Origin of the sequence: Vibrio sp. 10N.261.45.E2 (assembly GCF_002875705.1) — a bacterium.
Taxonomy (GTDB): Bacteria; Pseudomonadota; Gammaproteobacteria; order Enterobacterales; family Vibrionaceae; genus Vibrio.
In genome coordinates this window covers 1-22,647 of sequence record NZ_MCZZ01000093.1, presented here as the reverse complement: position 1 = coordinate 22,647, position 22,647 = coordinate 1, and the positions used below count along the sequence as shown (strand labels likewise).

Annotated in this window: 20 protein-coding genes and 5 tRNA genes; 14 read left to right on the top strand and 11 right to left on the bottom strand. The window is 43.6% G+C overall.

Translation table 11 applies throughout. The annotated features are described in order from the left end of the window. Positions 1-199: 199 nt before the first annotated feature. Both BCT34_RS05000 and BCT34_RS04995 read right to left on the bottom strand, forming a co-directional pair. On the bottom strand, positions 200-913 hold the full coding sequence (locus tag BCT34_RS05000; protein ID WP_076651252.1) for an oligogalacturonate-specific porin KdgM family protein: 714 nt from the start codon (positions 911-913) through the stop codon (positions 200-202). A gap of 534 nt (positions 914-1,447) precedes the next feature. Beyond that, positions 1,448-4,099, bottom strand: coding sequence for a beta-N-acetylhexosaminidase (locus BCT34_RS04995; protein ID WP_076651253.1), 2,652 nt, complete (start codon positions 4,097-4,099; stop codon positions 1,448-1,450). A 405-nt stretch (positions 4,100-4,504) separates the two neighbouring features. Between BCT34_RS04995 and BCT34_RS04990 the strand changes: the two genes are divergently transcribed. Beyond that, the gene (locus BCT34_RS04990) at positions 4,505-5,392 is read left to right on the top strand and encodes a TraB/GumN family protein (RefSeq protein ID WP_076651254.1); all 888 of its coding nucleotides are present in this window, start codon (positions 4,505-4,507) and stop codon (positions 5,390-5,392) included. Between the two features lie 119 nt (positions 5,393-5,511). Continuing rightward, positions 5,512-5,934 (top strand): hypothetical protein, encoded by a 423-nt coding sequence (locus BCT34_RS04985; protein ID WP_076651266.1) that lies wholly within the window; start codon positions 5,512-5,514, stop codon positions 5,932-5,934. A 425-nt stretch (positions 5,935-6,359) separates the two neighbouring features. Here BCT34_RS04985 and BCT34_RS04975 read toward each other — a convergent pair. Continuing rightward, positions 6,360-6,436, bottom strand: a tRNA-Pro gene (locus BCT34_RS04975). Between the two features lie 255 nt (positions 6,437-6,691). Here BCT34_RS04975 and BCT34_RS04970 point away from each other — a divergent pair. The 3 genes from BCT34_RS04970 to rluF all read left to right on the top strand — a co-directional run bounded on the left by BCT34_RS04970 (position 6,692) and on the right by rluF (position 8,891). Next, entirely contained in the window at positions 6,692-6,832 is a 141-nt protein-coding gene (locus BCT34_RS04970; RefSeq protein WP_017062321.1) for a DUF3149 domain-containing protein, read from the top strand. 169 nt (positions 6,833-7,001) lie between these two features. Continuing rightward, complete coding sequence (gene smrA, locus BCT34_RS04965) at positions 7,002-7,583, top strand: DNA endonuclease SmrA (RefSeq protein ID WP_076651256.1); 582 nt, start codon at positions 7,002-7,004, stop codon at positions 7,581-7,583. 174 nt (positions 7,584-7,757) lie between these two features. After that, positions 7,758-8,891, top strand: a complete 1,134-nt coding sequence (gene rluF, locus BCT34_RS04960) for a 23S rRNA pseudouridine(2604) synthase RluF (RefSeq protein ID WP_076651257.1) — start codon at positions 7,758-7,760, stop codon at positions 8,889-8,891. Positions 8,892-9,020: 129 nt separating this feature from the next. Here the strand turns inward: rluF and ybaK are convergent, their stop codons facing one another. The 8 genes from ybaK to hemA form a co-directional block, all read right to left on the bottom strand. After that, positions 9,021-9,494: a Cys-tRNA(Pro) deacylase gene (gene ybaK / locus BCT34_RS04955; protein WP_076651258.1), complete on the bottom strand. Its 474-nt coding sequence runs from the start codon at positions 9,492-9,494 to the stop codon at positions 9,021-9,023. Between the two features lie 118 nt (positions 9,495-9,612). After that, entirely contained in the window at positions 9,613-11,274 is a 1,662-nt protein-coding gene (gene ushA / locus BCT34_RS04950; RefSeq protein ID WP_076651259.1) for a bifunctional UDP-sugar hydrolase/5'-nucleotidase UshA, read from the bottom strand. A gap of 458 nt (positions 11,275-11,732) precedes the next feature. Beyond that, a complete protein-coding gene (gene kdsA, locus BCT34_RS04945; protein ID WP_174571129.1) occupies positions 11,733-12,587 on the bottom strand; it encodes a 3-deoxy-8-phosphooctulonate synthase in 855 nt (284 codons plus the stop codon). A 22-nt stretch (positions 12,588-12,609) separates the two neighbouring features. After that, complete coding sequence (locus BCT34_RS04940) at positions 12,610-13,419, bottom strand: SirB1 family protein (protein WP_076651260.1); 810 nt, start codon at positions 13,417-13,419, stop codon at positions 12,610-12,612. A gap of 27 nt (positions 13,420-13,446) precedes the next feature. Next, complete coding sequence (locus BCT34_RS04935; RefSeq protein ID WP_060467244.1) at positions 13,447-13,830, bottom strand: SirB2 family protein; 384 nt, start codon at positions 13,828-13,830, stop codon at positions 13,447-13,449. Positions 13,831-14,029: 199 nt separating this feature from the next. Continuing rightward, positions 14,030-14,890 (bottom strand): peptide chain release factor N(5)-glutamine methyltransferase, encoded by an 861-nt coding sequence (gene prmC / locus BCT34_RS04930; protein ID WP_076651261.1) that lies wholly within the window; start codon positions 14,888-14,890, stop codon positions 14,030-14,032. A gap of 5 nt (positions 14,891-14,895) precedes the next feature. Further along, positions 14,896-15,984, bottom strand: a complete 1,089-nt coding sequence (prfA, locus tag BCT34_RS04925) for a peptide chain release factor 1 (RefSeq protein ID WP_019821589.1) — start codon at positions 15,982-15,984, stop codon at positions 14,896-14,898. Between the two features lie 28 nt (positions 15,985-16,012). Continuing rightward, positions 16,013-17,272: a glutamyl-tRNA reductase gene (hemA, locus tag BCT34_RS04920; RefSeq protein ID WP_076651262.1), complete on the bottom strand. Its 1,260-nt coding sequence runs from the start codon at positions 17,270-17,272 to the stop codon at positions 16,013-16,015. Positions 17,273-17,432: 160 nt separating this feature from the next. Between hemA and lolB the strand changes: the two genes are divergently transcribed. The 9 genes from lolB (at position 17,433) to BCT34_RS04875 (ending at position 22,596) form a co-directional block, all read left to right on the top strand. After that, positions 17,433-18,080 carry a lipoprotein insertase outer membrane protein LolB gene (lolB, locus tag BCT34_RS04915; RefSeq protein ID WP_076651263.1) on the top strand — a complete coding sequence of 216 codons (648 nt, stop codon included), beginning with the start codon at positions 17,433-17,435 and terminating at the stop codon, positions 18,078-18,080. Continuing rightward, complete coding sequence (gene ispE, locus BCT34_RS04910) at positions 18,077-18,952, top strand: 4-(cytidine 5'-diphospho)-2-C-methyl-D-erythritol kinase (RefSeq protein WP_076651264.1); 876 nt, start codon at positions 18,077-18,079, stop codon at positions 18,950-18,952. Before lolB ends, ispE begins: the two co-directional genes overlap by 4 nt. Positions 18,953-18,979: 27 nt before the next feature. Then, the gene (locus BCT34_RS04905; protein ID WP_004739814.1) at positions 18,980-19,924 is read left to right on the top strand and encodes a ribose-phosphate pyrophosphokinase; all 945 of its coding nucleotides are present in this window, start codon (positions 18,980-18,982) and stop codon (positions 19,922-19,924) included. Positions 19,925-20,137: 213 nt separating this feature from the next. Then, positions 20,138-20,728: an aminoacyl-tRNA hydrolase gene (gene pth, locus BCT34_RS04900; protein WP_004739815.1), complete on the top strand. Its 591-nt coding sequence runs from the start codon at positions 20,138-20,140 to the stop codon at positions 20,726-20,728. Positions 20,729-20,738: 10 nt separating this feature from the next. Further along, entirely contained in the window at positions 20,739-21,830 is a 1,092-nt protein-coding gene (ychF, locus tag BCT34_RS04895) for a redox-regulated ATPase YchF (protein ID WP_076651265.1), read from the top strand. 280 nt (positions 21,831-22,110) lie between these two features. Continuing rightward, a tRNA-Met gene (locus BCT34_RS04890) sits at positions 22,111-22,187 on the top strand. Between the two features lie 65 nt (positions 22,188-22,252). Then, positions 22,253-22,337: transfer RNA gene (locus tag BCT34_RS04885), tRNA-Leu, on the top strand. Between the two features lie 30 nt (positions 22,338-22,367). Continuing rightward, positions 22,368-22,442 (top strand) — tRNA-Gln (locus BCT34_RS04880). Positions 22,443-22,519: 77 nt separating this feature from the next. Continuing rightward, positions 22,520-22,596, top strand: a tRNA-Met gene (locus tag BCT34_RS04875). The last annotated feature ends 51 nt before the right edge of the window (positions 22,597-22,647 follow it).

The following is a 22,647-nucleotide window of genomic DNA, read 5'->3' as shown; positions in this document are numbered from 1 at the left end:
TCGAATACTCTAAAATAGAATTGAAAGCATAAAAATAGAGCCTAGTATTAAGCAAACCCAAGACAGTGGTTTACTTGCTAGGCTCTTTGCTTTTGGACAGTAAAGCAAATCTTGTCGCGGCACCAACCGGGCTGTTAGTACCGCTATGTTCCCCTCACTAACTAACCAACAAGCTATTTAGCAAAGAAGCTCAATCAGCTTAGAAGCCGTAAGAAGCACCGAATACGAATGCATTGTTCTGCTTAGAAGCACCGTTTGCGAAGTCTACACCGTTAGCTTGGCTACGGAACTCAAAGTAAGGTTGAACACCTTGACGAGTCCATGTTGCACGTAACTCGTGGTCCATCGCTTCTGCTTCAATCATGTAAACGTTGTTGTAGCTAAGTGCTAGGTCAGCATTCACTGTGTATGCAATACGGTTATCCATACGGTAGTCAGTTTTATCATCGTTAGGTGTGTCGTCGATGTGTGCACGAGTACGGTTACTAATCGAGATGCCGTTATCGAAGTTGTAACCAATCTTAACTAATGGACGGAACTGAATGCTCTCACCCGCAGAGAATAGGTGTTGGTAACCCGCAGCAACCCATAATTTGTCAGTGATGTTGAAAGATTGCTCACCACCGACAGTAATGCCAGGAGTATTGTTACCTGTTGTTGGTTTATCACCAGTTTCAGCGGAAGTAAGACCTTCAAGCTTACCCAGTTGGATACCGTCGAACTCAGAGTAAACAGTGAAGCCACCTAGAGAGTTATCAAACGTGTGACCAGCTTCTAGCGTAGAAGTCATGTCAGAGCCGTGGATACGGCCATCATCGTGAATTTGGATGTTACCTGTTACGTAAGAAGAACCAGCAAAAGCACTAGAAGCGAAAGCAAGAGAAAGAGCACTTAGAGCGATAATTTTTTTCATAGTAAACTGCCTTAGTTTGATTTTTTCAGCGGCATATCTTCGGTATATCATTCACCTTCACCGCTTGAGTAGTTAGTCGCCTCCCTGGCATGGAATCTATGTTGCTCGAATTAATTTGCGTTTCAAAATAAAAGACTAAGCAGAGTGATCCCTCTCACTATCAAAAAAAGACAAGTTATTTAAATCATTAAATTCAACCACTTAAAAACATAAAAATTAGTAAAAACCTCGAGGTGGAAAAATATACAGATCGCGATCACGTTATTTCACGAAGAAAAATTAGATTCAGTTATTCCAATCACGCTTGATTGAGAGTTTTTTATAGGGAACTTATTTTTTGAAGAGAATAATGAGAGCCTCATCACTTTTGGGATAGAACTCACTTTATGCGCATTGTTGACGTTATATACAAAGACGGTTTCTATATGTTTCATCTTTATAGCAATGACTAATTAGCGACAAATAAAAAGAGCTTCCGTTTTACCTTAAGTAAGATAAAAGTTCGGAAGCTCTTCTATTAATATGACTTGTCGATTATTTAACTGACGTTACTCGACTTACTTTCTCGCCACTTTCAGAGATAGAACGGATGTACGTTTCACCAGAAACCGACGGGCGCTGTTGTTCGTCATACGTTAACCAGTTTTCACCATCAGCAGAGTATTGCAACTCTACGCCTGGGAATTGAACGTTCATCGCTAGCTTACCATCAACAACCTTAGCACCCGGTACTGGCAATCGGTAATCAATACCCGCTTTCTCAAGCTTAGCCAGCTCACGTTGACCAAGGATATTCGCGAAGCGATTGAAGTCGCTGTGTAGAGCCTGCTTATTCACTAGGTTAGTTTCTTGAGAGTATTCAACGCCCACCTTGTAGTCATTTTCCCAATCAGCTCGGTGCCACGCACGCTCTGCAGCTGCTAATACGCGAGGGAACACCATGTATTCATACTGCTCGTCAGTACGTACTGTTTCAGACCAAAGTTGAGCAGACAAACCGTAGAAAGGTTTCGCTTCAATCTCACCTTTACCACTGAAGCCATTACCGTCACGGTCTAGAGATGTTTCTGCGTTTTGTGGCATGTTTTCAGGTGCAAAACCAAACATCTTACGAGTATCAGTTGCACGTGTTGCCCAGTAGTAACCGCGTTCTGCCGCATCTACTTCGTATGGCATATCCATGTAAACGTAATCTGGGTTAGACACAATCACGTCATAACCTTTCGCTGACCAATCGTATACTGACGAAGTTCCGCCCCAGTAAAGTACATCCCAGAAGTTCACACGAGTGCTTTCAGTTGCAAATGCGTCTTCACCCCCGCTGTATTTCAGACCGTCTTGCCACGCTTGGAAGTGTGGAATCCCTTTCTCAGCAACAATCTTAGACACCTCTTCTGCAAAGTGGCTTGGCAGGTGACCGAAATCGCTTACAGTACCGTCTGCAATTAATTTCTGACATTGTGGAGACTGTTGGAACGGTTTGTCTTGCTTGGATAAGTCGATGTTACCTTTCCATGCCACTTTGTCTTCAGCATTAATATCTTGTAAGCCAGCGCCTAACTTAATGTTTTTCGCTTCATCGCCACCAAAGTGCCAAGTCGTTAGCGGAACGCCAGCTTCTTGGTGCATTGCAGCCACTTCAGAGATCACCTTGTCAACAAAGTGAGTTGAAGATTCCATACATGGATTAATGAAGCTTTGCTTGTCATAGAACTGAACTGTAGTTACGTTCGATGTATCTTGTGGATCCATCAAGCGGTACTCATTCGCTTCTGCTTCTTTACCTTCCGCCATTAGACGAGTGTAACGAGCTTCCATTGATACCACAGCTGAACGAGCGTGTGCTGGCATATCAATTTCAGGAATAACTTCGATGCTGCGCGCTTTTGCGTAGCTTAAGATCTCGACGTAATCCGCTTTACTAAAGAAACCAGAGCCGAAGTTGTCTGTTGTTGGACCTGAACCTAGCTGAGGCAGTAAACAGCTTTGCTCTTCCAAATCGAAACAACGATTAGACCCTACATCCGTTAGCTCTGGTAAACCTGGGATTTCTAAACGCCAACCTTCATCATCTGTTAAGTGAAGGTGCAGTTTATTCATCTTGTATGCCGCCATTTGATCTAGCGTTGCTAGGATGGCATCTTTTGAGTGGAAGTTGCGAGCAACGTCCACCATCACACCACGGTAATCAAAGCGCGGTGCATCTTTGATCGACAGTTGTGGTAATGATTCAGCGTTCTGACTATCTATTAGGCCAAAAATAGACTGAACTGCGTAGAAAGCACCTGTTTTATCAAACGCTTTAATTGCAATCCCCTCTTCCGAGATGCTTAGTTCATAAGCGCCAGATTTCGCCAAATCACCCGTAAACTGAGTAGGAACAACAGCGACACTAACTGGTAGGTCGCCACTCACATCTACGTTTACCACATCTGCACGTTCTTCAATTGCTGCGAATTGCTCAGCATCGAATGCATCTTTAGGTAGGGCAATACCACCAGCAATGCTCACTGAACCCTCACCCACTTCTACCGACATTGGTGTTGGTAGCAAAGTGGTTGATACGTCTTGCGTTGCTAGATCTGCATTCTTTTCGAAACGCGTAACAGCGGTTGCCATTACGTTGTTGTCATCAGGAGTACGCTTTAGGTTATTTCCTTCTAAACCAGTTACGAACGACGCTACATCTTCCGTATTCAATGAAGCAATCATCTTAGGTGCCGCGTTTGGTGCCGTTACAAATGCACCTGGCATAAAGTCAGTTTCAAACAGTTGCCAGTATTCACTTGTTAGCGGAAGAACCACTTCTTCACCCGCCGCGAAACCATCGAACTTTTCTGTTGGTTCTAGCTTGTGTAAGTCGCCGGTTACGCGAGTGATTTTAAACTGCTCATTATCAACATCTAAGATAAGGCGAATACTGTGGAAATAGATGGTCCAATCTTTTGAATCAATCGCTTCACCATCGTTAGTTAGCGTCATGTTTACTTTATTACATGATGCCCACTCTGCGCCTAAGTCCTGACAAGCCATGCCTTCGTTTGCGCCATGGTTCGTCAAGATTTCGTATTGCACATCAAGGTTTTCAGCCAGTGCATTAACCACCGTTTGTTCTGGTGCTTGTGTTACAGCACAACCCGCCAAACCAGCCAGTACCGCTACAGATAGTAAGTTTCTCTTCAACATCGTATTCACCCATAAATTAAAAAATTGAGTAAGAAGCAAATTGGAGCGCTTCGAAAGTTAGATAAACTATATGGGCTTATTTTTTGCCGTGAATTAAATCAAGTTAATAAAGTGATCAACTTCAAATCTCAAAAACCACGCTGGGATTAATTAGATAAAAATCATAAAGTTAGAACTAACGGCACTTCCGTCATTTTTATTTTGACGTAAAAATTGAGAATTGAATCACAATCTTTTTAAAGGATTTCATAAAATCATGTCGTTGATAGAGAGAAAGGTTTAAGAGTTTGCTTGGGTTGTTATACTTTTCGTACAAACAACGTGACATCGTTCTCAAAAAAAACCGTTAAAAAGCACCGTCAAAATCGATTTTAACGAGTTTAATATTTCATAAAGGAGCTCCCTTTGCGTCCACTCTGGTACATGGTTTTATTCGTTCTCGCTTTTTCAGCTAGGCAAGCGCTCGCCGAGCCCCTTTATTGGCAAGCAAAGAAAGATGATCTGACACTCACAATCTTAGGCTCTGTACACGTTGGGGACGAGAGCATGTACCCGCTTCCCACGCAAATCACTGACACGTTAAAAGAGAGCGACGGATTAATTGTCGAGACGGATATAAGAAAGACAGAAGGCGTGGTGTACCCTACCACCACGGTAACCACAGCCGATGTATTAAGCGAAGAGCAAAAACAGTTATTAACGAGCATTTCAAAATCTTTGGATATGCCAACTCAGCAACTATTGAGCTCACCACCTTGGGCGACGTCTCTTTCTATACAGATGCAGCAGTTAAAGAACCTTGGTTACGGCTCAGCGGGCGGTGTAGACGCAACACTCGCCTATAAAGCGACGATACAAGACGTTCCAGTACTAAGCCTAGAGCCACTACAATTTCAAATAGACCTGATTGCAGGGCAAAAAGATTCTGGTAAAGAGTGGCTAGTGACAAGCATTGAAGAATTTGATCAAACAGACCGTGTGGTTCATTGCCTAATTGAGAGCTGGAAAGCGGGTGATGTAACCAAACTTGAGGAATTTGCAGAGCTGTCTGAAATGCCCACCGAGCTTGAGAAAGCATTTCTAACGGATCGCAACATTGATTGGGCAAACAAACTATCTGCCAATGACTGGAAACTCGATTCGAAAGGACACTACGTGCTGGTCGTCGGCACTTTACACCTGATTGGCGAAGGCAACCTTTTACAGTTGTTAGAAGATAATGGGTTCAGTGTGACTCAACAATCACAAAGCCAACAAGCTCAGTGTCAGCTCGAAGCTAACAAAGACAGCTAGTTAGTTAGGACATGACCTTTTCATTATAAAAGCATGTCCTTAATAACAGAATCTTTACATTTAATGGCACCATAGCGGTGCTATTATCTTTCGCTCTTTTTACCTACGGCGTTGATGTAATGAAACCAGTACTTTTTGCTTTCCCTCTTGCTCTCACTATGCTGATGCCCTCAATAGCCTCAGCCAAAGAAACATGCACCATCGAACAGTTTCAGGCGATAGACATTCAACCAAATACCAAAGGCGGTGTGCTAGATAAAGAAAGCGGACAGTTTTTGGTCACAGAGAAACCACCGATGCGCTGTGCCAATATCACGTTCACAACATCGACAACACGAAACCGTATCGCAAGCCAAATGAACAACAATTTTGAAGCTAGCTTTTACGACAACCAAACGGGCAACTCTCACTCGGCGACGTTTGATGAAGATGAAGTAAAGGCAGGCTACATTCGAATTGGCCCAAATAACCCCGCAGAAGCTTATGTTTGTTTTGTTACCTCGGAAACACCGATAAAAGACATCACGTGTGATGTGAACTAGACAAATTAGAGTTGTGTGGTCAGTGAAAAGAGATTCGATACGGATGGGCTTCCTGGGGACTGGTATTCCAACCCCACTCTCTGATTCCAAACCAGAATGAAACCGAAGGTTTAAAACGCAAAAAAGCCGTAGCCCCTTCTATTGTAAAGAGGGCTACGGCTTTCTTTAATGCGGCCAGTGAAGAGCTTATTTCGAACATCAGGCGAACTCCAGTCTAGTTCGAACCCTATTTACAATATCTCAAAACAACGAAAGCCTGCTCATTGAGCAGGCTTTCTAAGTGTGGTCAGTGAAGAGGAATTCGACGCTGCTGGGCTTCCAGGGGACAGGTATTCCAACCCCACTCTCTGACTCCAAACCAGAATGAAGCCGAATGTTTAAAATACAAAAAAGCCGTAGCATTTCTGCTACGGCTTTCTTTAATATGGTCGGTGAAGAGGGATTCGAACCCCCGACCCTCTGGTCCCAAACCAGATGCGCTACCAAGCTGCGCTATTCACCGAGATATCTAACTGGCTGATTGCCTGTCGATGGAGCGTATAATACGGATTCTGAATTTATCCGCAAGCGCTTTTTCTCATATTTATTGTGAATTCGAATCGTTCGAACAAAAGACATACAACAACACAGTTGATGTGACGAAAAACACACAGTTACCAACAAGTATTTAACTTATGAAACAGGATTGATCCAGATCAGTGAATTGATAATACCAGTTAATACACTAACCCGTGTCATATAACTTTGAGGTATACACATGGACTTTTGGCTAGATCTCCTATTTGGTAATGCGGTGGGACTATCTTCAATGATAGTAATCTTCGGGGCTCTGGGTCTCATGATGTTTTATGGAGGCTTCTTCATCTACAAAGTTATGACTGAAAAATCTCCTCACTAGAATCGCTCAGCCTAAAACTTTTACTTTAAGTATTCTTTTACTCTATAAGTAAATGTAAAAACGCTTTGCACCGGAGCAGACTTCTTGTCTTCTCCGGTTTTTTCATTTTTAAACCCAGCCTCAACTTAGGTATACTGAACTTATCCTTCTCCAACTTGAGATACACACTATGTCTCATGATGATGACCTAGATTTATTCCAAGAAATGATGGGCGATGTGAAACGTATCGACCATGACACCGCTGAACACCAGAAAGTACACCGAGTCACCGAATCTCACCTTGCAAAGCGTGAAGCCGCTATGTGGCTGTCTGACGACGAGAAAGACTATTTATCATTAGACTACTCGCCAATGATCAAACCAGACGATATCGTTGCTTATAAAAAAGACGGTGTACAAGAAGGCGTGTACAAAAAGCTACGTCTAGGCAAATACCCGATTCAAGCCAAGCTTGACCTTCATAGGAAAACACTGAAAGGCGCACGTAACGAAGTGCTTTCATTTTTGCGTCAGTGTTTAAGAATGGATGTTCGTACCGTCATCATTGTTCACGGTAAGGGTGAGCGTTCAAATCCACCAGCAATGATGAAAAGCTATGTGGCAAATTGGCTTACTCAGATCAACGATGTGCAATGTGTACACTCAGCACAGCAATTTCACGGTGGCACAGGCGCTGTTTACGTCATGCTCAGAAAGAGTAATGAGAAAAAGCTAGAGAACAGAGAACGCCATCAAAAGCGCTCCAGTTGATAGGTTGAGGTAATAGTAGGTTAATAACGATTTGTATCGAGATCGATATTTCGTGCCTAGACTCACACCAAGTGCTAAAATTGTCCTCAGTTAACAAATCCCAACTCAAAGCAACTGTCCAAAGGTTGCTTTTTGTTTATCTATATTTCCGTTGTGAAACGCTAAGAGAATATCATGTCACAAGAATCCCAAGCTAAACGCCTTAATAAATACATCAGTGAAACTGGTTTCTGCTCACGTCGTGAAGCCGATAAACTCATTGATGCAGGGCGAGTTACTATCAATGGCAAGATCCCTGAAATGGGGACTAAAGTCATGCCAGGTGATGATGTTGAGATCGACAATAAGCCTGTTCGCTCAAAAGAGAAGCCAATTTACATTGCTCTTAATAAACCAACAGGTATCACCTGTACGACTGAGCGTGATATTCCTGGCAACATCGTCGACTTTATCGGCCACCACAAGCGTATTTTCCCGATTGGTCGCCTAGACAAACCTTCTGATGGCCTTATCTTCTTAACCAACGACGGCGATATCGTAAACAAGATCCTACGAGCAGGTAACAACCACGAAAAAGAATACGTGGTGCGTGTTGATAAGCCGATTACGACTGAGTTTTTGAAGCAAATGGGCGCTGGTGTTCATATTCTCGATACGGTCACTTTGCCATGTAAAGTAGAAAAAGAGACCAAATTCTCATTCCGAATCACACTAACACAAGGCCTTAACCGTCAGATTCGTCGTATGTGTGAGGCTCTAGGTTACGAAGTATTTAAGCTTCGCCGCGTTCGTATTATGAATATCTCACTAGACGGTATTCCTAACGGAAAATGGCGCTACCTGAGCGACGAAGAGATCACTGAAATCTTAGCGATGTGTGAAGGTTCAGTAAGCACTGAAGATGCGTCAAAAATTAACGCAAAAGGTCAACGTATTCGTAAAGCGACTGACGCGAAACTTTTTGATAGCCGTGAAGAGAACCAAACTTCTACAGCGCGCCGTAATCAAAAAGAGAACCGTACTCGCACTTACCGCGGTAACAATGCAGATGAATTCCGTCATGCACCGAATTCGAAGCGTGGCCGTAACTCATCGAATAGTGAAAGCGGCGGCAATACTGAGAACTGGAAATCGAACTCTCGTTCTGAACGTTCTAATTCAGATAGAAACAGTTCGGACCGCAATCGTAAAGATCGCGACAATAACGATCGTCGAAGCGGCAAACCTGCAAACCGCAGCCAAGATTCAAACAGACCGAACAAGCCTGCACCGAAACGTGTGAGTGGTACTTTAGGCCTGAAGAAGTAGTCATAGTTCATCCTCAATGTACAAACACATTTCAGGACGGGACACTTGATATAAAAACGCCCGCTAAGTTAGCTTAGTGGGCGTTTTTGTTTTTTTGTTCGATAATTTTATCACCATGATGGCGACAATCTACAAGCATAGATCAGCAAACTGGCCGCGAGTCAGCAATGTTAAGTCTTTTGGATCGAGTTCAATTTCTAGCCCTCGTTTCCCTGCACTCACACATATCGTTTCAAAATTAGTGGCACTGGAATGAACAAAGGTTGGCAATGCTTTTTTCTGACCAAGTGGGCTAATTCCACCCACCACATAACCCGTGGTTTTCTGCGCAATATCAGGGTCTGCCATCTCTGCTTTTTTCCCTTTCGCCGCTTTTGCTGCAAGTTTTAAGTTTAGCTTCTTATCAACAGGAATAACGGCGACCGCCAAATCTTTAGCGACACCATTCAAGCAGAATAACAGCGTTTTGAATACACGTTTGGGATCTTGACCAAGCGCTTCAACGGCCTCCAATCCATAGTTGGTATTATTCGCATCATGGTGATACTGATGCACACTATGGGCGATTTTCTTTTTCTTGGCGAGATTGATTGCAGGGGTCATAACGAATCCAAACGATAGATAAACAAAAAGCGACGCCGGAGCGTCGCTTTAGTTAAATTTATCATGATGCTAGAGTCAATCTAATTTAGCACCTATTGATACAATTGCTTGGATTCAATTACTTGTAAACCATTTGGCCTGAAGGTGCGTACTTGTTCACGTCTACTGGGCTGTTTGCTTCTAGGTACTCTTTCAATACTTCAGCATCAACAAAGCCAGTATTTACGTAGCCAGGGTGGTCAGACAGTTTAGGGTAGCCGTCACCACCAGCAGCGTTAAAGCTTGGTACTGTGAAACGGTATGTTTCGTCTAGACGAAGTTGTTTGCCACCGATGAATACATTCGATACTTCACCGTTCGCTACTGTCATTGAGATACCAGCAAACTGTGCGTAAGCACCAGAATCGATTGGCTTAGTCGCCACTACATTTAGGTAATCTAGAACTTCTTTACCCGTCATGTCAGTGTAAGTCAGGATGTTTGCAAAAGGTTGTACTGTCAGTACGTCTTTGTAAGTTACCTCACCCGCTTCGATAGAATCACGAACGCCACCAGAGTTCATTACTGCAAAATCTGCTTTTGCGCGTTCCATGTGAGACGTTGCAATCAAACGGCCTAGGTTTGTTTGTTGGAAGCGGACCACATTACGGTCGCCTTCAAGCTTACCGTTTGTATCAGCGATCTTAACTTCTAACTGTGCTTGGCCTTGCTCTTGGAAAGGACGCAGGAATTCAAGTAGTTCTGGGTCTTGTGCGATTTCATCTTGGATAAGAACACGTTGCTTCTTACCGTCGATCTTAACCTTTTTCTTCAGGTTTACTGGGATCAGATCGTAGCTCACCATCTCTAGCTCGCCGTTACGGAATTCGTAATCAGCACGACCTACATACTTGCCCCATTCGTGGGCTTGAACGATGTAAGTACCATTTTGTACGTCAGGCTTACACTCGTCACCCGGCTTGAAGTTTTTCTTCGCAACGTTAGGGCCTTCCATACATACAGGCTCTTGAGAGTGACCACCAACGATCATGTCTAGATCGCCTTCGTTTAGGTAACGAGCAAGTGCTACATCACCCGGAGCATTAACGCCACGTTGGCCATTTTCGTAGTGGCCCATGTGAGTCACAGCAAAAATTAGATCAGGTTTTTCTGTTTCTTTAAGTTCAGCGATTAGCTTCTTCGCTTCTTCTTTAGGATCACGGAAATCGATGCCTGCGATGAATTCAGGGTTACCAATCTTTTGGGTATCTTCAGTTGTTAAACCAATAACCGCAATCTTGATTCCTTGTTTTTCAAACATTTCGTACGCTTGAAATTTGCGTTCACCCGTCGCTTTGTCGTAGATGTTTGCTGAAAGCATCGGGAAGTTAGCCCAATCAATTTGCTTTTGTAGTACGTCTAACGAGTTATCAAATTCGTGGTTACCCAATGCCATTGCATCGTAACCAATTTTGTTCATGCCTTTGAAATCAGGTTCTGCATCCTGAAGATCTGACTCTGGTACACCAGTGTTAATGTCACCACCAGATAGAAGCAACACGCTACCGCCTTCTGCTTCAACTTCTGCACGAAGTTGGTCAACAAGCGTTTTACGCGCAGACATGCCGTATTCGCCGTATTTGTTCTGCCAGAAACGACCATGGTTATCGTTTGTGTGAAGAATCGTTAGCTTGTAAGTTTCGTCTTGGTTCCAATCATGAGCTGATTGAGACGCACACCCAGCTAGAGTCGCTAGAATTGCAGCACTTAGTGCTGTCTTTAGAATAAGGCGTTGCTTCATTGTCATACCTTTGAACTTTTTAGGGGAATCCACTGCTTTTTTATCACTCAAATTCAACAGACGTCCGTTAGGGATACATCGTTAGAAATGAGTAAAACATGAAGTAGTTTAAATTAAGACGGTAAACCTAACAGAGTGATTTCATATTTATGTCGGATTGATCACCTTAATCTCCTATCGAGTGTGTAACAAAGCGGCAAAGTTGCATTTGAGCAAATAAGTGATCACAGGCAAACGTTTTCATAATTTTTTAGATTGTTTGCGACTGACCCAATTCAATCCCCCACTAAGTGACCTTCGTTAAATTAATTTTATTTATCAAAGCCTTAATGGATACGTTATAACATAGCAATAATTTAATTAACTTGGTTTGAGGATCTCGAAATAACAGTAACTTGTTTATCGATAGGTATAAAAAAGCCGGCGTTTACGCCGGCTCCAAATTCTGTACAGTCCGATTATTTGATATCGATGTGCTCAAAGCCTTTGATAAGGTCATCAAGTGCTTTCATCTGCTTCAAGAACGGCTCTAGTTTATCTAGAGGTAGTGCAGATGGGCCATCACAACGAGCTTGATCTGGGTTCGGGTGCGCTTCAATAAACAGACCGGCAATACCAGTCGCAAGACCTGCTTTTGCAAGTTCAACCGTTTGCTCACGACGACCGCCAGATGCAGCACCTGATGGGTCACGCATTTGTAGAGAGTGCGTCACGTCGAAGATGATTGGGCTGCCGTTTGAAGATTTCTTCATTACACCAAAGCCAAGCATATCAACCACTAGGTTGTCGTAACCCATGCAAGCGCCACGCTCACAAAGGATAATTTTGTCGTTGCCACATTCAGCGAATTTATCAACGATGTTACCAACTTGGTTCGGGCTCATGAACTGAGGCTTCTTCACGTTGATTACTGCGCCCGTCTTAGCCATTGCTTCAACAAGATCAGTTTGACGAGCTAGGAATGCTGGCAGTTGAATTACATCAACCACATCAGCAACTGGCTGAGCTTGTGCTTCAGTGTGAACATCAGTGATGATCTTCACGCCGAATGTATCTTTCAGCTCTTGGAAGATTTTAAGACCTTCTTCCATGCCTGGACCACGGTATGAGTGCACTGAGCTGCGGTTCGCTTTATCGAAAGATGCCTTAAATACATAAGGAATACCCAACTTTTCAGTTACTTTCACGTAGTGCTCACAGATCTGCATTGCTAGATCGCGAGATTCAAGAACGTTCATGCCTGCAAATAGCGTAAATGGCTTGTCGTTAGCAATTGGCATATCGCCAATGTGAACTGTTTTCTGTTCCATCATATTCTCTCTAAATAATTATTAATTAGTGAACAACCACGGTCTTTTCATTCATGACGTTCACTTGAGATTTTAGCAACTCAGATGCAGGATCATCTGGGCATTGGTCGATAAAGTATTGATAATCCGTTGCAGCAACTTGATGGCAGTCTAGCTGCTGATAGATAAAGCCTCGGTCACGGATTTCATACGGATCATCTGGCACAAATGTTAACGCTAGATCTGTGCACTTCAACGCAAGCGTATAGCGCTCTTCACGCAGTAGTGCACTCTTAAGTAGTGCTAGCCACTTGCCAATAATCGTTGGGTGGTCAGCCACTTCTAAATGTTCAGGTTTTACTTTAGCTAATGGGCCATCATGTCCGATCAACCATGCTCGCAAAGTTTGCTCACCCACGTACTCACCGTTATACGGGTTAATATAGGCGGCAGTTTGTCCGTACCAGCTTACTTTAAGTAAGAATTGAGTAGGGAAAGATACGCCCTCTACAGGAAAGCCTAGCTTGCGACCTAGAAAAAGAAAGATCGCCCCAAGGCTCACTGGAATGCCTTTCTTTCTCTCAAGAACTTTATCGATGAACGCATTTTCCGAAGAGAAATACGCATCTTTATCGCCAGCAAAACCCCATTCATAAAAGAATAGTCGAATAAAAGATTCAAACTTCTGCTGTTCATCGGTTTCATTAACCAGAGCAAACTCAGCTTCTTTTAACAATCTCGCCAGCTCTTGCTCTGCCCAACTGTCTTGGGTTTCTGGATTAATCGCTTTATTTAAGATCAATGCACCTTCAGCTAACTCTAGCTGGTCAAAGTCTTCATCAAAAAATTCGTACATAGGTAGTTAACCGAAATAAGGAGATAATTAACCGAAAAATGTTGGTGTCTTCGTCATGGCGATTTTGCCAGCCATCGCTAACCAGCCTAGCGCACCAAAGAAAGAGAACACTCTCAATAGGTTGTTCTTACCTAACTTAAGGGCAAAGAAGCCTAATGCGATGTAAGCCATAACACAGGTTAGCTTTTCGGTTAACCATGGTGCCGCTGGTGTGAATGGAATAAAGCCAGTAATAAAAATCAAACCAATACCCGATAGCAGCAGCAACGAGTCATTGATATGAGGAAAACGCTGCAAGAAAGGATGCTTAAGCTTAGGTGAGTTAGCCATCATAAGAGCAAAACGAATCGAAAGAAGTAGTGCGCTTATCGCAATCGTTAATAGGTGAAAATGTTTTAAACCTTCGTACATGGTATTCCTTTATATTTTATATGTGCTTTAGTTAACACGAGCTACACAATACCCGTTAATGCCCTGTATTTCTGTTAAATGCATTACCGAGTTGAATGTATTTTCGAGTTAAGGCTATCAATTTGGCTAGTTAGTCATCTATTACTGATAAGCGAATGTCAGTAACTAGATACAGCAACGAATTATTAGCAACAACTAACTATGAGCAATAACGACCCAGTGTTACTCGGTCATTACCACCGTAATCCTTCTCTGTGACAACATCTAGGTAACCCAGCGACTGCATAATCTCACGTACTGCCAAACCTTGGTCGTAGCCGTGTTCAAATGCTAGCCAGCCTTCATTTTCTAAAAAGCCGCGTGCGTTTTCAGAGATGTATCGGATATCTGCTAAACCTTTCTCTTCAGCAACGAGTGCTGTGATCGGCTCAAAACGCACATCGCCCTGAGACAAATGAGGATCATTCTTCTCAATGTATGGTGGGTTAGAGACAATCAGAGAGAACTTCATAGCTTCTTCAGAGCTCAAAGGCTCAAACCAACTGCCATGTAAAAACGTAGCGTTGGTGATGTTTAATCGTTGTGCATTCTCTGTCGCAAGCTGTTGTGCTTCAGGGCGAAGATCGATACCCGTTACTTGTCGATTCGGCATCTCAGATGCCAATGCTAAAGCGATAGCACCTGTACCTGTCCCTAAATCGAGAATCGCACCTTGTTTGCCGTACGTTTTATCCAACGCAACCTCAACCAAACGCTCGGTATCGGGGCGTGGGATTAAGGTAGAAGGGGAAACTTTTAACGGCAGTGACCAAAACTCACGTTCACCGACAATGTAAGCCACAGGCTCACCGGTTAAGCGACGTTTTAGAAGGGTGTTGAATTCAGACTCTTGCTCTGAGGTGAGATGTTTCTCAGGCCAAGTAAGTAGGTAAGATCTTGGTTTATCTAAGGCGTGACAAAGCAGTACCGCGGCATCAATCGAGGGTGATGTGTTATCACCCTCTTGAAGCTCTACGATTGCCGCTTTTAAAGCACTTTCAACCGTATATGCTGACTGCATACAGGTTAGTTATTCTCTGCAAGTGCAGCAAGCTGATCGGCTTGGTGCTCTTGAAGTACAGGATCAAGCAAGCTCTGCATATCACCTTCAAGCACTTCGTTAAGACGGTAGATAGTCAGGTTGATACGGTGATCCGACACACGACCTTGTGGGTAGTTGTACGTACGAATACGGTCACTACGGTCACCAGAACCGAGTAGGTTACGGCGAGTATCAGATACCGCTGCTGCACGGCGCTCTTCTTCTGCTTGAACAATACGAGCAGCAAGAACAGCCATCGCTTTCGCTTTGTTTTTATGCTGAGAACGCTCGTCCTGACACTCTACTACTGTACCTGTTGGTAAGTGAGTAATACGGATTGCTGAATCCGTGGTGTTAACGTGCTGACCACCCGCGCCTGATGCTCGGAAAGTATCAATTTTAAGGTCGCCCGCTTTGATTTCAGGAAGATCCGCTTCTGGGATTTCAGGCATAACAGCAACCGTACATGCTGACGTGTGAACACGGCCTTGAGATTCAGTTTCAGGTACACGTTGTACACGGTGACCGCCTGACTCAAACTTCATTGTGCCGTAAACAGCATCACCACTAACCTTAGCGATCATCTCTTTGTAGCCGCCTTGTTCAGAAGCATTGCTGCTCATGATTTCAACCCGCCAACCTTTCTTCTCAGCAAACTTAGAGTACATACGGAACAGGTTGCCCGCGAAGATACCCGCTTCATCACCACCCGCACCAGCACGGATTTCAAGGAAACAGTTACGCTCATCGTTTGGATCTTTTGGAATCAGAAGAATCTGTAGCTCATCAGTCAAACGTTCAATTGCCGCTTTTGCGTCTTTGATTTCGTCTTGAGCCATTTCACGCATTTCAGCGTCATCTTCGTTTGCCATCTCTTCAGCAGCTTCTAGATCTTCTTGAGCTTGCTGGTATGACTGGAAGCAAGCCGTCACTTCTTCTAGTTGAGAGTACTCTTTAGAAAGTGCACGGAATTTGTCTTGATTCCCGATTACATCTGGATCACCAAGTAGATGTTGAACTTCTTCATAGCGTTCAACAAGTGTTTCAAGCTTTACTAGAATCGAGGCTTTCATAATGTCTTATTCTGTTGGAGGTCTAATATTATTGAGGGTTTTCTAGGCCCAAACTCTGTCTAATGACCATTAATTTTGCAGGTTCTCCTTGCTCAGCTGCACTTTGAAGTGCGCGCGTTGGAGCATGGATCAATTTGTTTGTGAGCTTATTACTTAGCTCAAGTAAGACTTTCTCAGGGTCACCGCCAGCGGCAAGTGATTGTAAACTCTTACTTAATAATTCTTCTCGGATTTCGTTGGCCGATTTACGGTAGTCACGAATACTGTCTACTGCTTGCAGTGAACGCATCCAACTCATGAATGCTGCACTTTCTTCGCTAACTATTGCTTCCGCTTGAATCGCTTCCACTTTGCGCTGTTCAATGTTGCCATCAACTATCGACTGCAGATCATCCACTGAATAAAGGTAGGCATCGTTTAACTCGCCAACCTGAGATTCCACATCACGCGGAACCGCAATATCAACCAACAGCATAGGTTGATGTTTCCTTTTCTTCAGTGCGGTCTCTACCATGCCCTTACCAATAATAGGTAACGGACTTGCAGTTGAGCTGATCACGATATCCGCTCTATGCAGATGATCAGGGATCTCATTAAGGCTGATCACTTCAGCACCAAACTCTTCAGCCAGCCCTAAAGCACGCTCACGAGTTCGGTTAGCCACAATCATCTTGGTGCAGCCATTCGCTGAAAGATGCTTAGCCACCAACTCAATGGTTTCACCCGCACCCACCAACAACACGGTTGAATCGGCGATCGATTCAAAAATATGTTTGGCTAACGTACAGGCTGCGTAAGCAACCGAAACCGCGCTTCCACCAATCTCCGTTTCAGTTCGAACACGTTTAGCGACAGAGAATGATTTCTGGAACAGTTTTTCCATTGAAGCATCAACAGATTTGTTCTCTCGCGAGTCTGTATAAGCTTGTTTCACCTGACCTAAGATCTGTGGCTCGCCCAATACTAAAGAGTCCAAGCCACAAGCTACACGCATTAAATGCTTAATCGCCGCCTGCTCTTCATGGATATAAAGGCTTGGTTTTAACTCTTCAGGGCTCACTTGATGGAAAACTGACAACCAATCAATCAACTTATTTTTTGCCACGCCTTTGACGTCACAATACACTTCAGTTCGATTACAGGTAGAAAGTATGACACTTCCATTTACGTGTGCATTTGCGTTAAGTTGCTTGAGTGCCTCAGATAATTTATCTGGACCAAAAGCGACTTTTTCTCGCAATTCAACCGACGCTGTATTGTGATTGATACCTACGGCAAGCAAAGACATGTATCAGAAGTTCTCGATCAGGGAATGGAAACAAGGGGCGAATTTTACTTGATGCATGGCTCTATTTAAAGAGCAAGCGGGATTTGTTTTCCTGACTTCGTGAATTCAATGCTATAGTTGAAGCGTTTTTTAGATAAATTTGAACAAGTTGTGAGCAAATATGAGCAAGCTTCTCAAAATCGCGTCTCTTATTTTTATGACCATAATTATGGTGGGTTGCTCGTCTATCCCAGAACAACCAACCAGCGTCGAATGGCAAAGTCACCAAGATCGGCTTTTACAGATAGAAAATTATCAAGCCACAGGTAAGCTCGCTTACATTTCTCCCAAGCAACGCCAAAGCCTAAATTTCATTTGGAAACATTCACCAAATCAAAGTCAATTAAGGCTGACAACCTTTCTCGGTCAAACCGCATTGAACTTAACTATTGATCCATCCGGCGCAAAAGTCGTGACCTATGATGACCAAGTATTTACTCATGCGAGTGCTTCAGTTTTAGTTGAGCAATTGACAGGCTTGCAGATCCCTATTGATCATCTACCACAATGGTTCCTTGGTATTCCTGACCAAGCCGATTCCTATCAACTCAACAGTACTAACACGCTTGAATCTCTGTCCAAACAAGTCAGCAACCAATTATGGACACTGAGTTTTGCTAACTATCGCAATACAGAGTTGCCAAATCAACAACTGTCTGAAGGCACAGATGCCGCTGCACAGTCGATTCCTCTACCAACTCGACTGTCATTCAAACAAGACCAAAACAAAATCAACATTGTAGTTTCGAAGTGGACACTGAAAAAATGATAACAACGCCAACCCACTGGCCTTCTCCGGCTAAACTGAATTTGTTTCTCTATATCACTGGCCGACGTGACAATGGCTATCACGAACTTCAAACCTTGTTTCAGTTTGTCGATTTTGGTGATGAACTGACGGTGACTGCAAACAAAAAAACTAATGCGATCACAATAACGCCTGCAATTCCAGGCGTTGCTACAGAAGACAACCTGATTTGGAAAGCCGCTACTGCGCTGCAGCAATATACCTCAACCTCTTTCGGTGCCAATATTGAACTCAAGAAAGTACTTCCTATGGGAGGTGGTATTGGCGGAGGCTCTTCAAATGCCGCTACCGTGTTGGTCGCACTTAACCATCTATGGCAACTCAACATGTCTGATGATCAGCTCGCAGAGATCGGACTGACACTCGGGGCTGACGTTCCTGTATTCGTTCGAGGCTATGCCGCCTTTGCGGAAGGAGTTGGAGAACAGCTGCAACCCGCGAGTCCGGATGAGAAATGGTATCTCGTTGTTAAACCTCAGGTGAGCATAGCAACTGTAGACATATTCACACATTCAAAATTAACTCGAAACACGCCAAAGCGAGCGCTATCAACGCTTCTAGAGCAAGAATACGTAAACGATTGCGAAAAAATTGTACGAATGCTGTACCCAGAGGTTGATAAGCAACTTTCATGGCTGCTAGAATACGCGCCGTCGAGATTGACTGGCACAGGTTCGTGTGTTTTTGCTGAATTTAACAGCAAAAAAGACGCCGAATTAGTGCGAGAACAACTGCCTGACACAGTTTCCGCTTTCGTAGCGAAAGGAAGAAATATTTCTCCTTTAAAAGAAACTCTGGCTGAATACCAATCAGCCCACCCACAATCTATTTAAAACTGGACGCAACCCGAGGTTTCCACCGTGCCTGATATGAAGCTATTTGCTGGTAACGCAACACCTGAACTAGCCCAACGTATTGCTGATCGTCTATACATCTCTCTTGGCGATGCTACTGTAGACCGTTTTTCTGATGGCGAAGTCGCTGTTCAAATCAATGAAAACGTTCGTGGTAGCGATGTATTCCTGATTCAATCAACTTGTGCACCAACCAATGACAACCTTATGGAATTGGTGGTAATGATTGACGCAATGCGCCGTGCTTCTGCTGGCCGTATTACTGCTGTAATCCCTTACTTCGGTTATGCCCGTCAAGATCGTCGTGTACGTTCTGCTCGTGTGCCAATTACTGCAAAAGTTGTTGCAGATTTCCTTTCTAACGTTGGCGTTGACCGCGTTCTTACTATCGACCTACACGCAGAGCAAATCCAAGGCTTCTTCGATGTACCTGTTGATAACATCTTCGGCACTCCAGTTCTTCTAGAAGACATGGCTAACCGTGGCCTAGAAAACCCAGTTGTGGTTTCTCCAGACCTTGGTGGTGTTGTACGTGCTCGTGCAACGGCTAAAGCGCTAGGTGATGTTGACATCGCTATCGTTGATAAGCGTCGTCCACGTGCTAACGTTTCTGAAGTTATGAACCTAATCGGTGATGTTGAAGGCCGTGACTGTGTTATCGTTGATGACATGATCGATACAGGTGGCACACTATGTAAAGCAGCTGAAGCGCTAAAAGAGCGCGGTGCTAAGCGCGTATTCGCTTACGCAACTCACGCTGTTTTCTCTGGTACTGCTGCGAACAACATCAAGAACTCTGTTCTAGACCAAGTTATCGTAACGGATTCTATCTCTCTATCTCCAGAGATGGCTGCGACAGGTAAAGTTACAACACTTAGCCTTTCTCGCATGCTTGCTGAAGCGATTCGTCGTATCAGCAACGAAGAATCAATCTCAGCGATGTTCAACTAATCAAGGCTCTATACAAGAGTTTTGCTTTAGAAACACGCTAGAGAAAAACATTAAGCACTTCATTCAATGAAGTGCTTTTTTTATGCCTGAGTCATATTGCTAAGCTGTTTATCACAATCAGGAATAATCGTGTTGCTATCAGCTAGCTCGCACCTTTTTCATAAACTGTGATATCATACGGCGCTTTTTGAAATCCCAAGAGAGATCCATACCTTGAGCCAACAAATAAAACTTCTCGTTGGACTGGCTAATCCAGGTCCAGAATACGCCAAAACTCGCCACAACGCGGGTGCTTGGGTAGTTGAAGAATTAGCACGTGTACACAACGTGACACTAAAGAACGAACCAAAGTTCTTTGGCCTAACGGGTCGTATCATGGTTCATGGTGAAGATCTTCGTTTGCTGATCCCAACGACTTTTATGAACTTGTCAGGCAAAGCAGTTGCAGCTTTGGCAAAGTTTTACCAAATTAAACCAGAAGAGATCATGGTCGCTCATGATGAATTAGACCTTCCTCCTGGTATTGGAAAGTTTAAAAAAGGTGGTGGTCACGGCGGGCATAATGGTCTGAAAGACATCATCAGCAAACAGGGTAACAATAAAGAATTCTATCGTCTTAGATTAGGCATTGGCCATCCAGGACACAAAGATAAAGTTGCAGGTTATGTATTAGGCAAAGCTCCACAAAAAGAGCAAGAGTGTATCGAGGCCGTCGTTGACGAATCGGTTCGCAGCCTAGACATCTTATTAAAAGATGGCCTACCAAAAGCACAAAATCGCTTACATACGTTCAAAGCAGAATAAGGTTTATATCATGGGTTTTAAATGTGGCATCGTTGGTCTACCAAACGTTGGTAAGTCAACTCTGTTTAACGCACTGACTAAAGCAGGCATCGAAGCAGCAAACTTTCCATTTTGTACAATCGAACCAAACACAGGTATCGTTCCGGTTCCAGATCTACGCTTAGATGCATTAGCAAAAATTGTTAATCCACAGAAGATCCTTCCAACGACAATGGAATTCGTAGATATCGCGGGCCTAGTTGCTGGCGCATCTAAAGGTGAAGGTCTTGGTAACAAATTCCTAGCTAACATCCGTGAAACTGACGCTATCGGTCACGTTGTACGCTGCTTTGAAAACGAAAACATCGTTCACGTTTCTGGCAAAGTATCTCCAATCGAAGATATCGAAGTGATCAACCTTGAACTTGCACTGGCTGACTTAGACAGCTGTGAGCGTGCAATTCAACGTAACGCTAAGAAAGCAAAAGGCGGCGACAAAGACGCTAAATTCGAAATCACTGTACTAGAAAAACTGCTACCAGTTCTTACTGAAGGCGGCATGGCACGTACTGTTGAGCTAGCTAAAGAAGAAGCGACAGCAATCGGCTACCTAAACTTCCTAACGCTGAAACCAACAATGTACATTGCAAACGTTGCAGAAGATGGTTTTGAAAACAACCCTTACCTAGACGCAGTTCGTGAATACGCAGAAAAAGAGAACAACGTTGTTGTTGCTGTTTGTGCTGCTATTGAGTCTGAACTTTCTGAACTTGATGACGAAGATCGCGAAGAATTCTTAGCAGATATGGGTATCGAAGAACCAGGTCTTAACCGAGTGATCCGCTCTGGTTACGAGCTACTGACTCTTCAAACTTACTTCACAGCTGGTGTTAAAGAAGTTCGCGCTTGGACAATTCCTGTAGGTGCAACAGCACCACAAGCGGCAGGTAAGATCCACACTGACTTCGAAAAAGGCTTCATCCGAGCTGAAGTTGTTGGTTTTGATCACTTCATCGAATTTAACGGTGAGAGCGGTGCAAAAGATGCAGGTAAATGGCGTCTTGAAGGCAAAGAATACATCGTAAAAGATGGCGACGTTATTCACTTCCGTTTCAACGTATAATTGTTAATCTAGCATCAAATAAAAGGCCAGTGAATTCACTGGCCTTTTTGTTTTTACCCTTTCGAAATAGTCCTGCACCAGAAAGTTAACTTCCTATATATATCGCCTTTTTGACCTGTTTTTTGCCGACAAATACGCCTCTTTGCCTAAAAAGAAACCGAACAGATGTTTATTCGCGATTTATTCAAAAAAAAAGTTGACGGGTTTCACTCAACTCCGCATAATGCGCCCCGTTCACAGCGAAGCGACAACGTTTCAAAATGAGCAACAATATGGAAATGGCTACTTAGCTCAGTTGGTTAGAGCACATCACTCATAATGATGGGGTCGCAGGTTCAAATCCCGCAGTAGCCACCATTTCCTAAGCACTCTATTTGATATTAAAGTTTGCCTTTAGTAACAAAGAGTTTTTAGGAAATAACGCGGTCGTGGCGGAATTGGTAGACGCACCAGATTTAGGTTCTGGCGCCGAGAGGTGTGAGAGTTCAAGTCTCTCCGACCGCACCATTATTAAGATGTCTTAATTGATATCATTGTTGGGCTATCGCCAAGCGGTAAGGCACCGGCTTTTGATGCCGGCATTCCCTGGTTCGAATCCAGGTAGCCCAGCCACAATTTAAAGTGTAATTATCTTTAAAAAGATAATGGCATTGAAAGCAAGATTATATTATATTGTCTCGCTCTCAGATGGCTACTTAGCTCAGTTGGTTAGAGCACATCACTCATAATGATGGGGTCGCAGGTTCAAATCCCGCAGTAGCCACCACTTATACAACGTCTTATTGAATCACCAATATTCAGTATGACTATAAAGATT

Coding starts and splice junctions, on each gene's coding strand:
- BCT34_RS04970 (WP_017062321.1), top strand. CDS start 6,692: ATGGACTTTTGGCTAGATCTCCTATTTGGTAATGCGGTGGGACTATCT.
- BCT34_RS05000 (WP_076651252.1), bottom strand. CDS start 913: ATGAAAAAAATTATCGCTCTAAGTGCTCTTTCTCTTGCTTTCGCTTCT.
- ispE (WP_076651264.1), top strand. CDS start 18,077: ATGATAACAACGCCAACCCACTGGCCTTCTCCGGCTAAACTGAATTTG.
- smrA (WP_076651256.1), top strand. CDS start 7,002: ATGTCTCATGATGATGACCTAGATTTATTCCAAGAAATGATGGGCGAT.
- kdsA (WP_174571129.1), bottom strand. CDS start 12,587: ATGATGGAACAGAAAACAGTTCACATTGGCGATATGCCAATTGCTAAC.
- hemA (WP_076651262.1), bottom strand. CDS start 17,272: ATGTCTTTGCTTGCCGTAGGTATCAATCACAATACAGCGTCGGTTGAA.
- BCT34_RS04995 (WP_076651253.1), bottom strand. CDS start 4,099: ATGTTGAAGAGAAACTTACTATCTGTAGCGGTACTGGCTGGTTTGGCG.
- prfA (WP_019821589.1), bottom strand. CDS start 15,984: ATGAAAGCCTCGATTCTAGTAAAGCTTGAAACACTTGTTGAACGCTAT.
- ybaK (WP_076651258.1), bottom strand. CDS start 9,494: ATGACCCCTGCAATCAATCTCGCCAAGAAAAAGAAAATCGCCCATAGT.
- prmC (WP_076651261.1), bottom strand. CDS start 14,890: ATGCAGTCAGCATATACGGTTGAAAGTGCTTTAAAAGCGGCAATCGTA.
- rluF (WP_076651257.1), top strand. CDS start 7,758: ATGTCACAAGAATCCCAAGCTAAACGCCTTAATAAATACATCAGTGAA.
- ushA (WP_076651259.1), bottom strand. CDS start 11,274: ATGAAGCAACGCCTTATTCTAAAGACAGCACTAAGTGCTGCAATTCTA.
- BCT34_RS04935 (WP_060467244.1), bottom strand. CDS start 13,830: ATGTACGAAGGTTTAAAACATTTTCACCTATTAACGATTGCGATAAGC.
- BCT34_RS04940 (WP_076651260.1), bottom strand. CDS start 13,419: ATGTACGAATTTTTTGATGAAGACTTTGACCAGCTAGAGTTAGCTGAA.
- BCT34_RS04985 (WP_076651266.1), top strand. CDS start 5,512: ATGAAACCAGTACTTTTTGCTTTCCCTCTTGCTCTCACTATGCTGATG.
- lolB (WP_076651263.1), top strand. CDS start 17,433: ATGAGCAAGCTTCTCAAAATCGCGTCTCTTATTTTTATGACCATAATT.
- ychF (WP_076651265.1), top strand. CDS start 20,739: ATGGGTTTTAAATGTGGCATCGTTGGTCTACCAAACGTTGGTAAGTCA.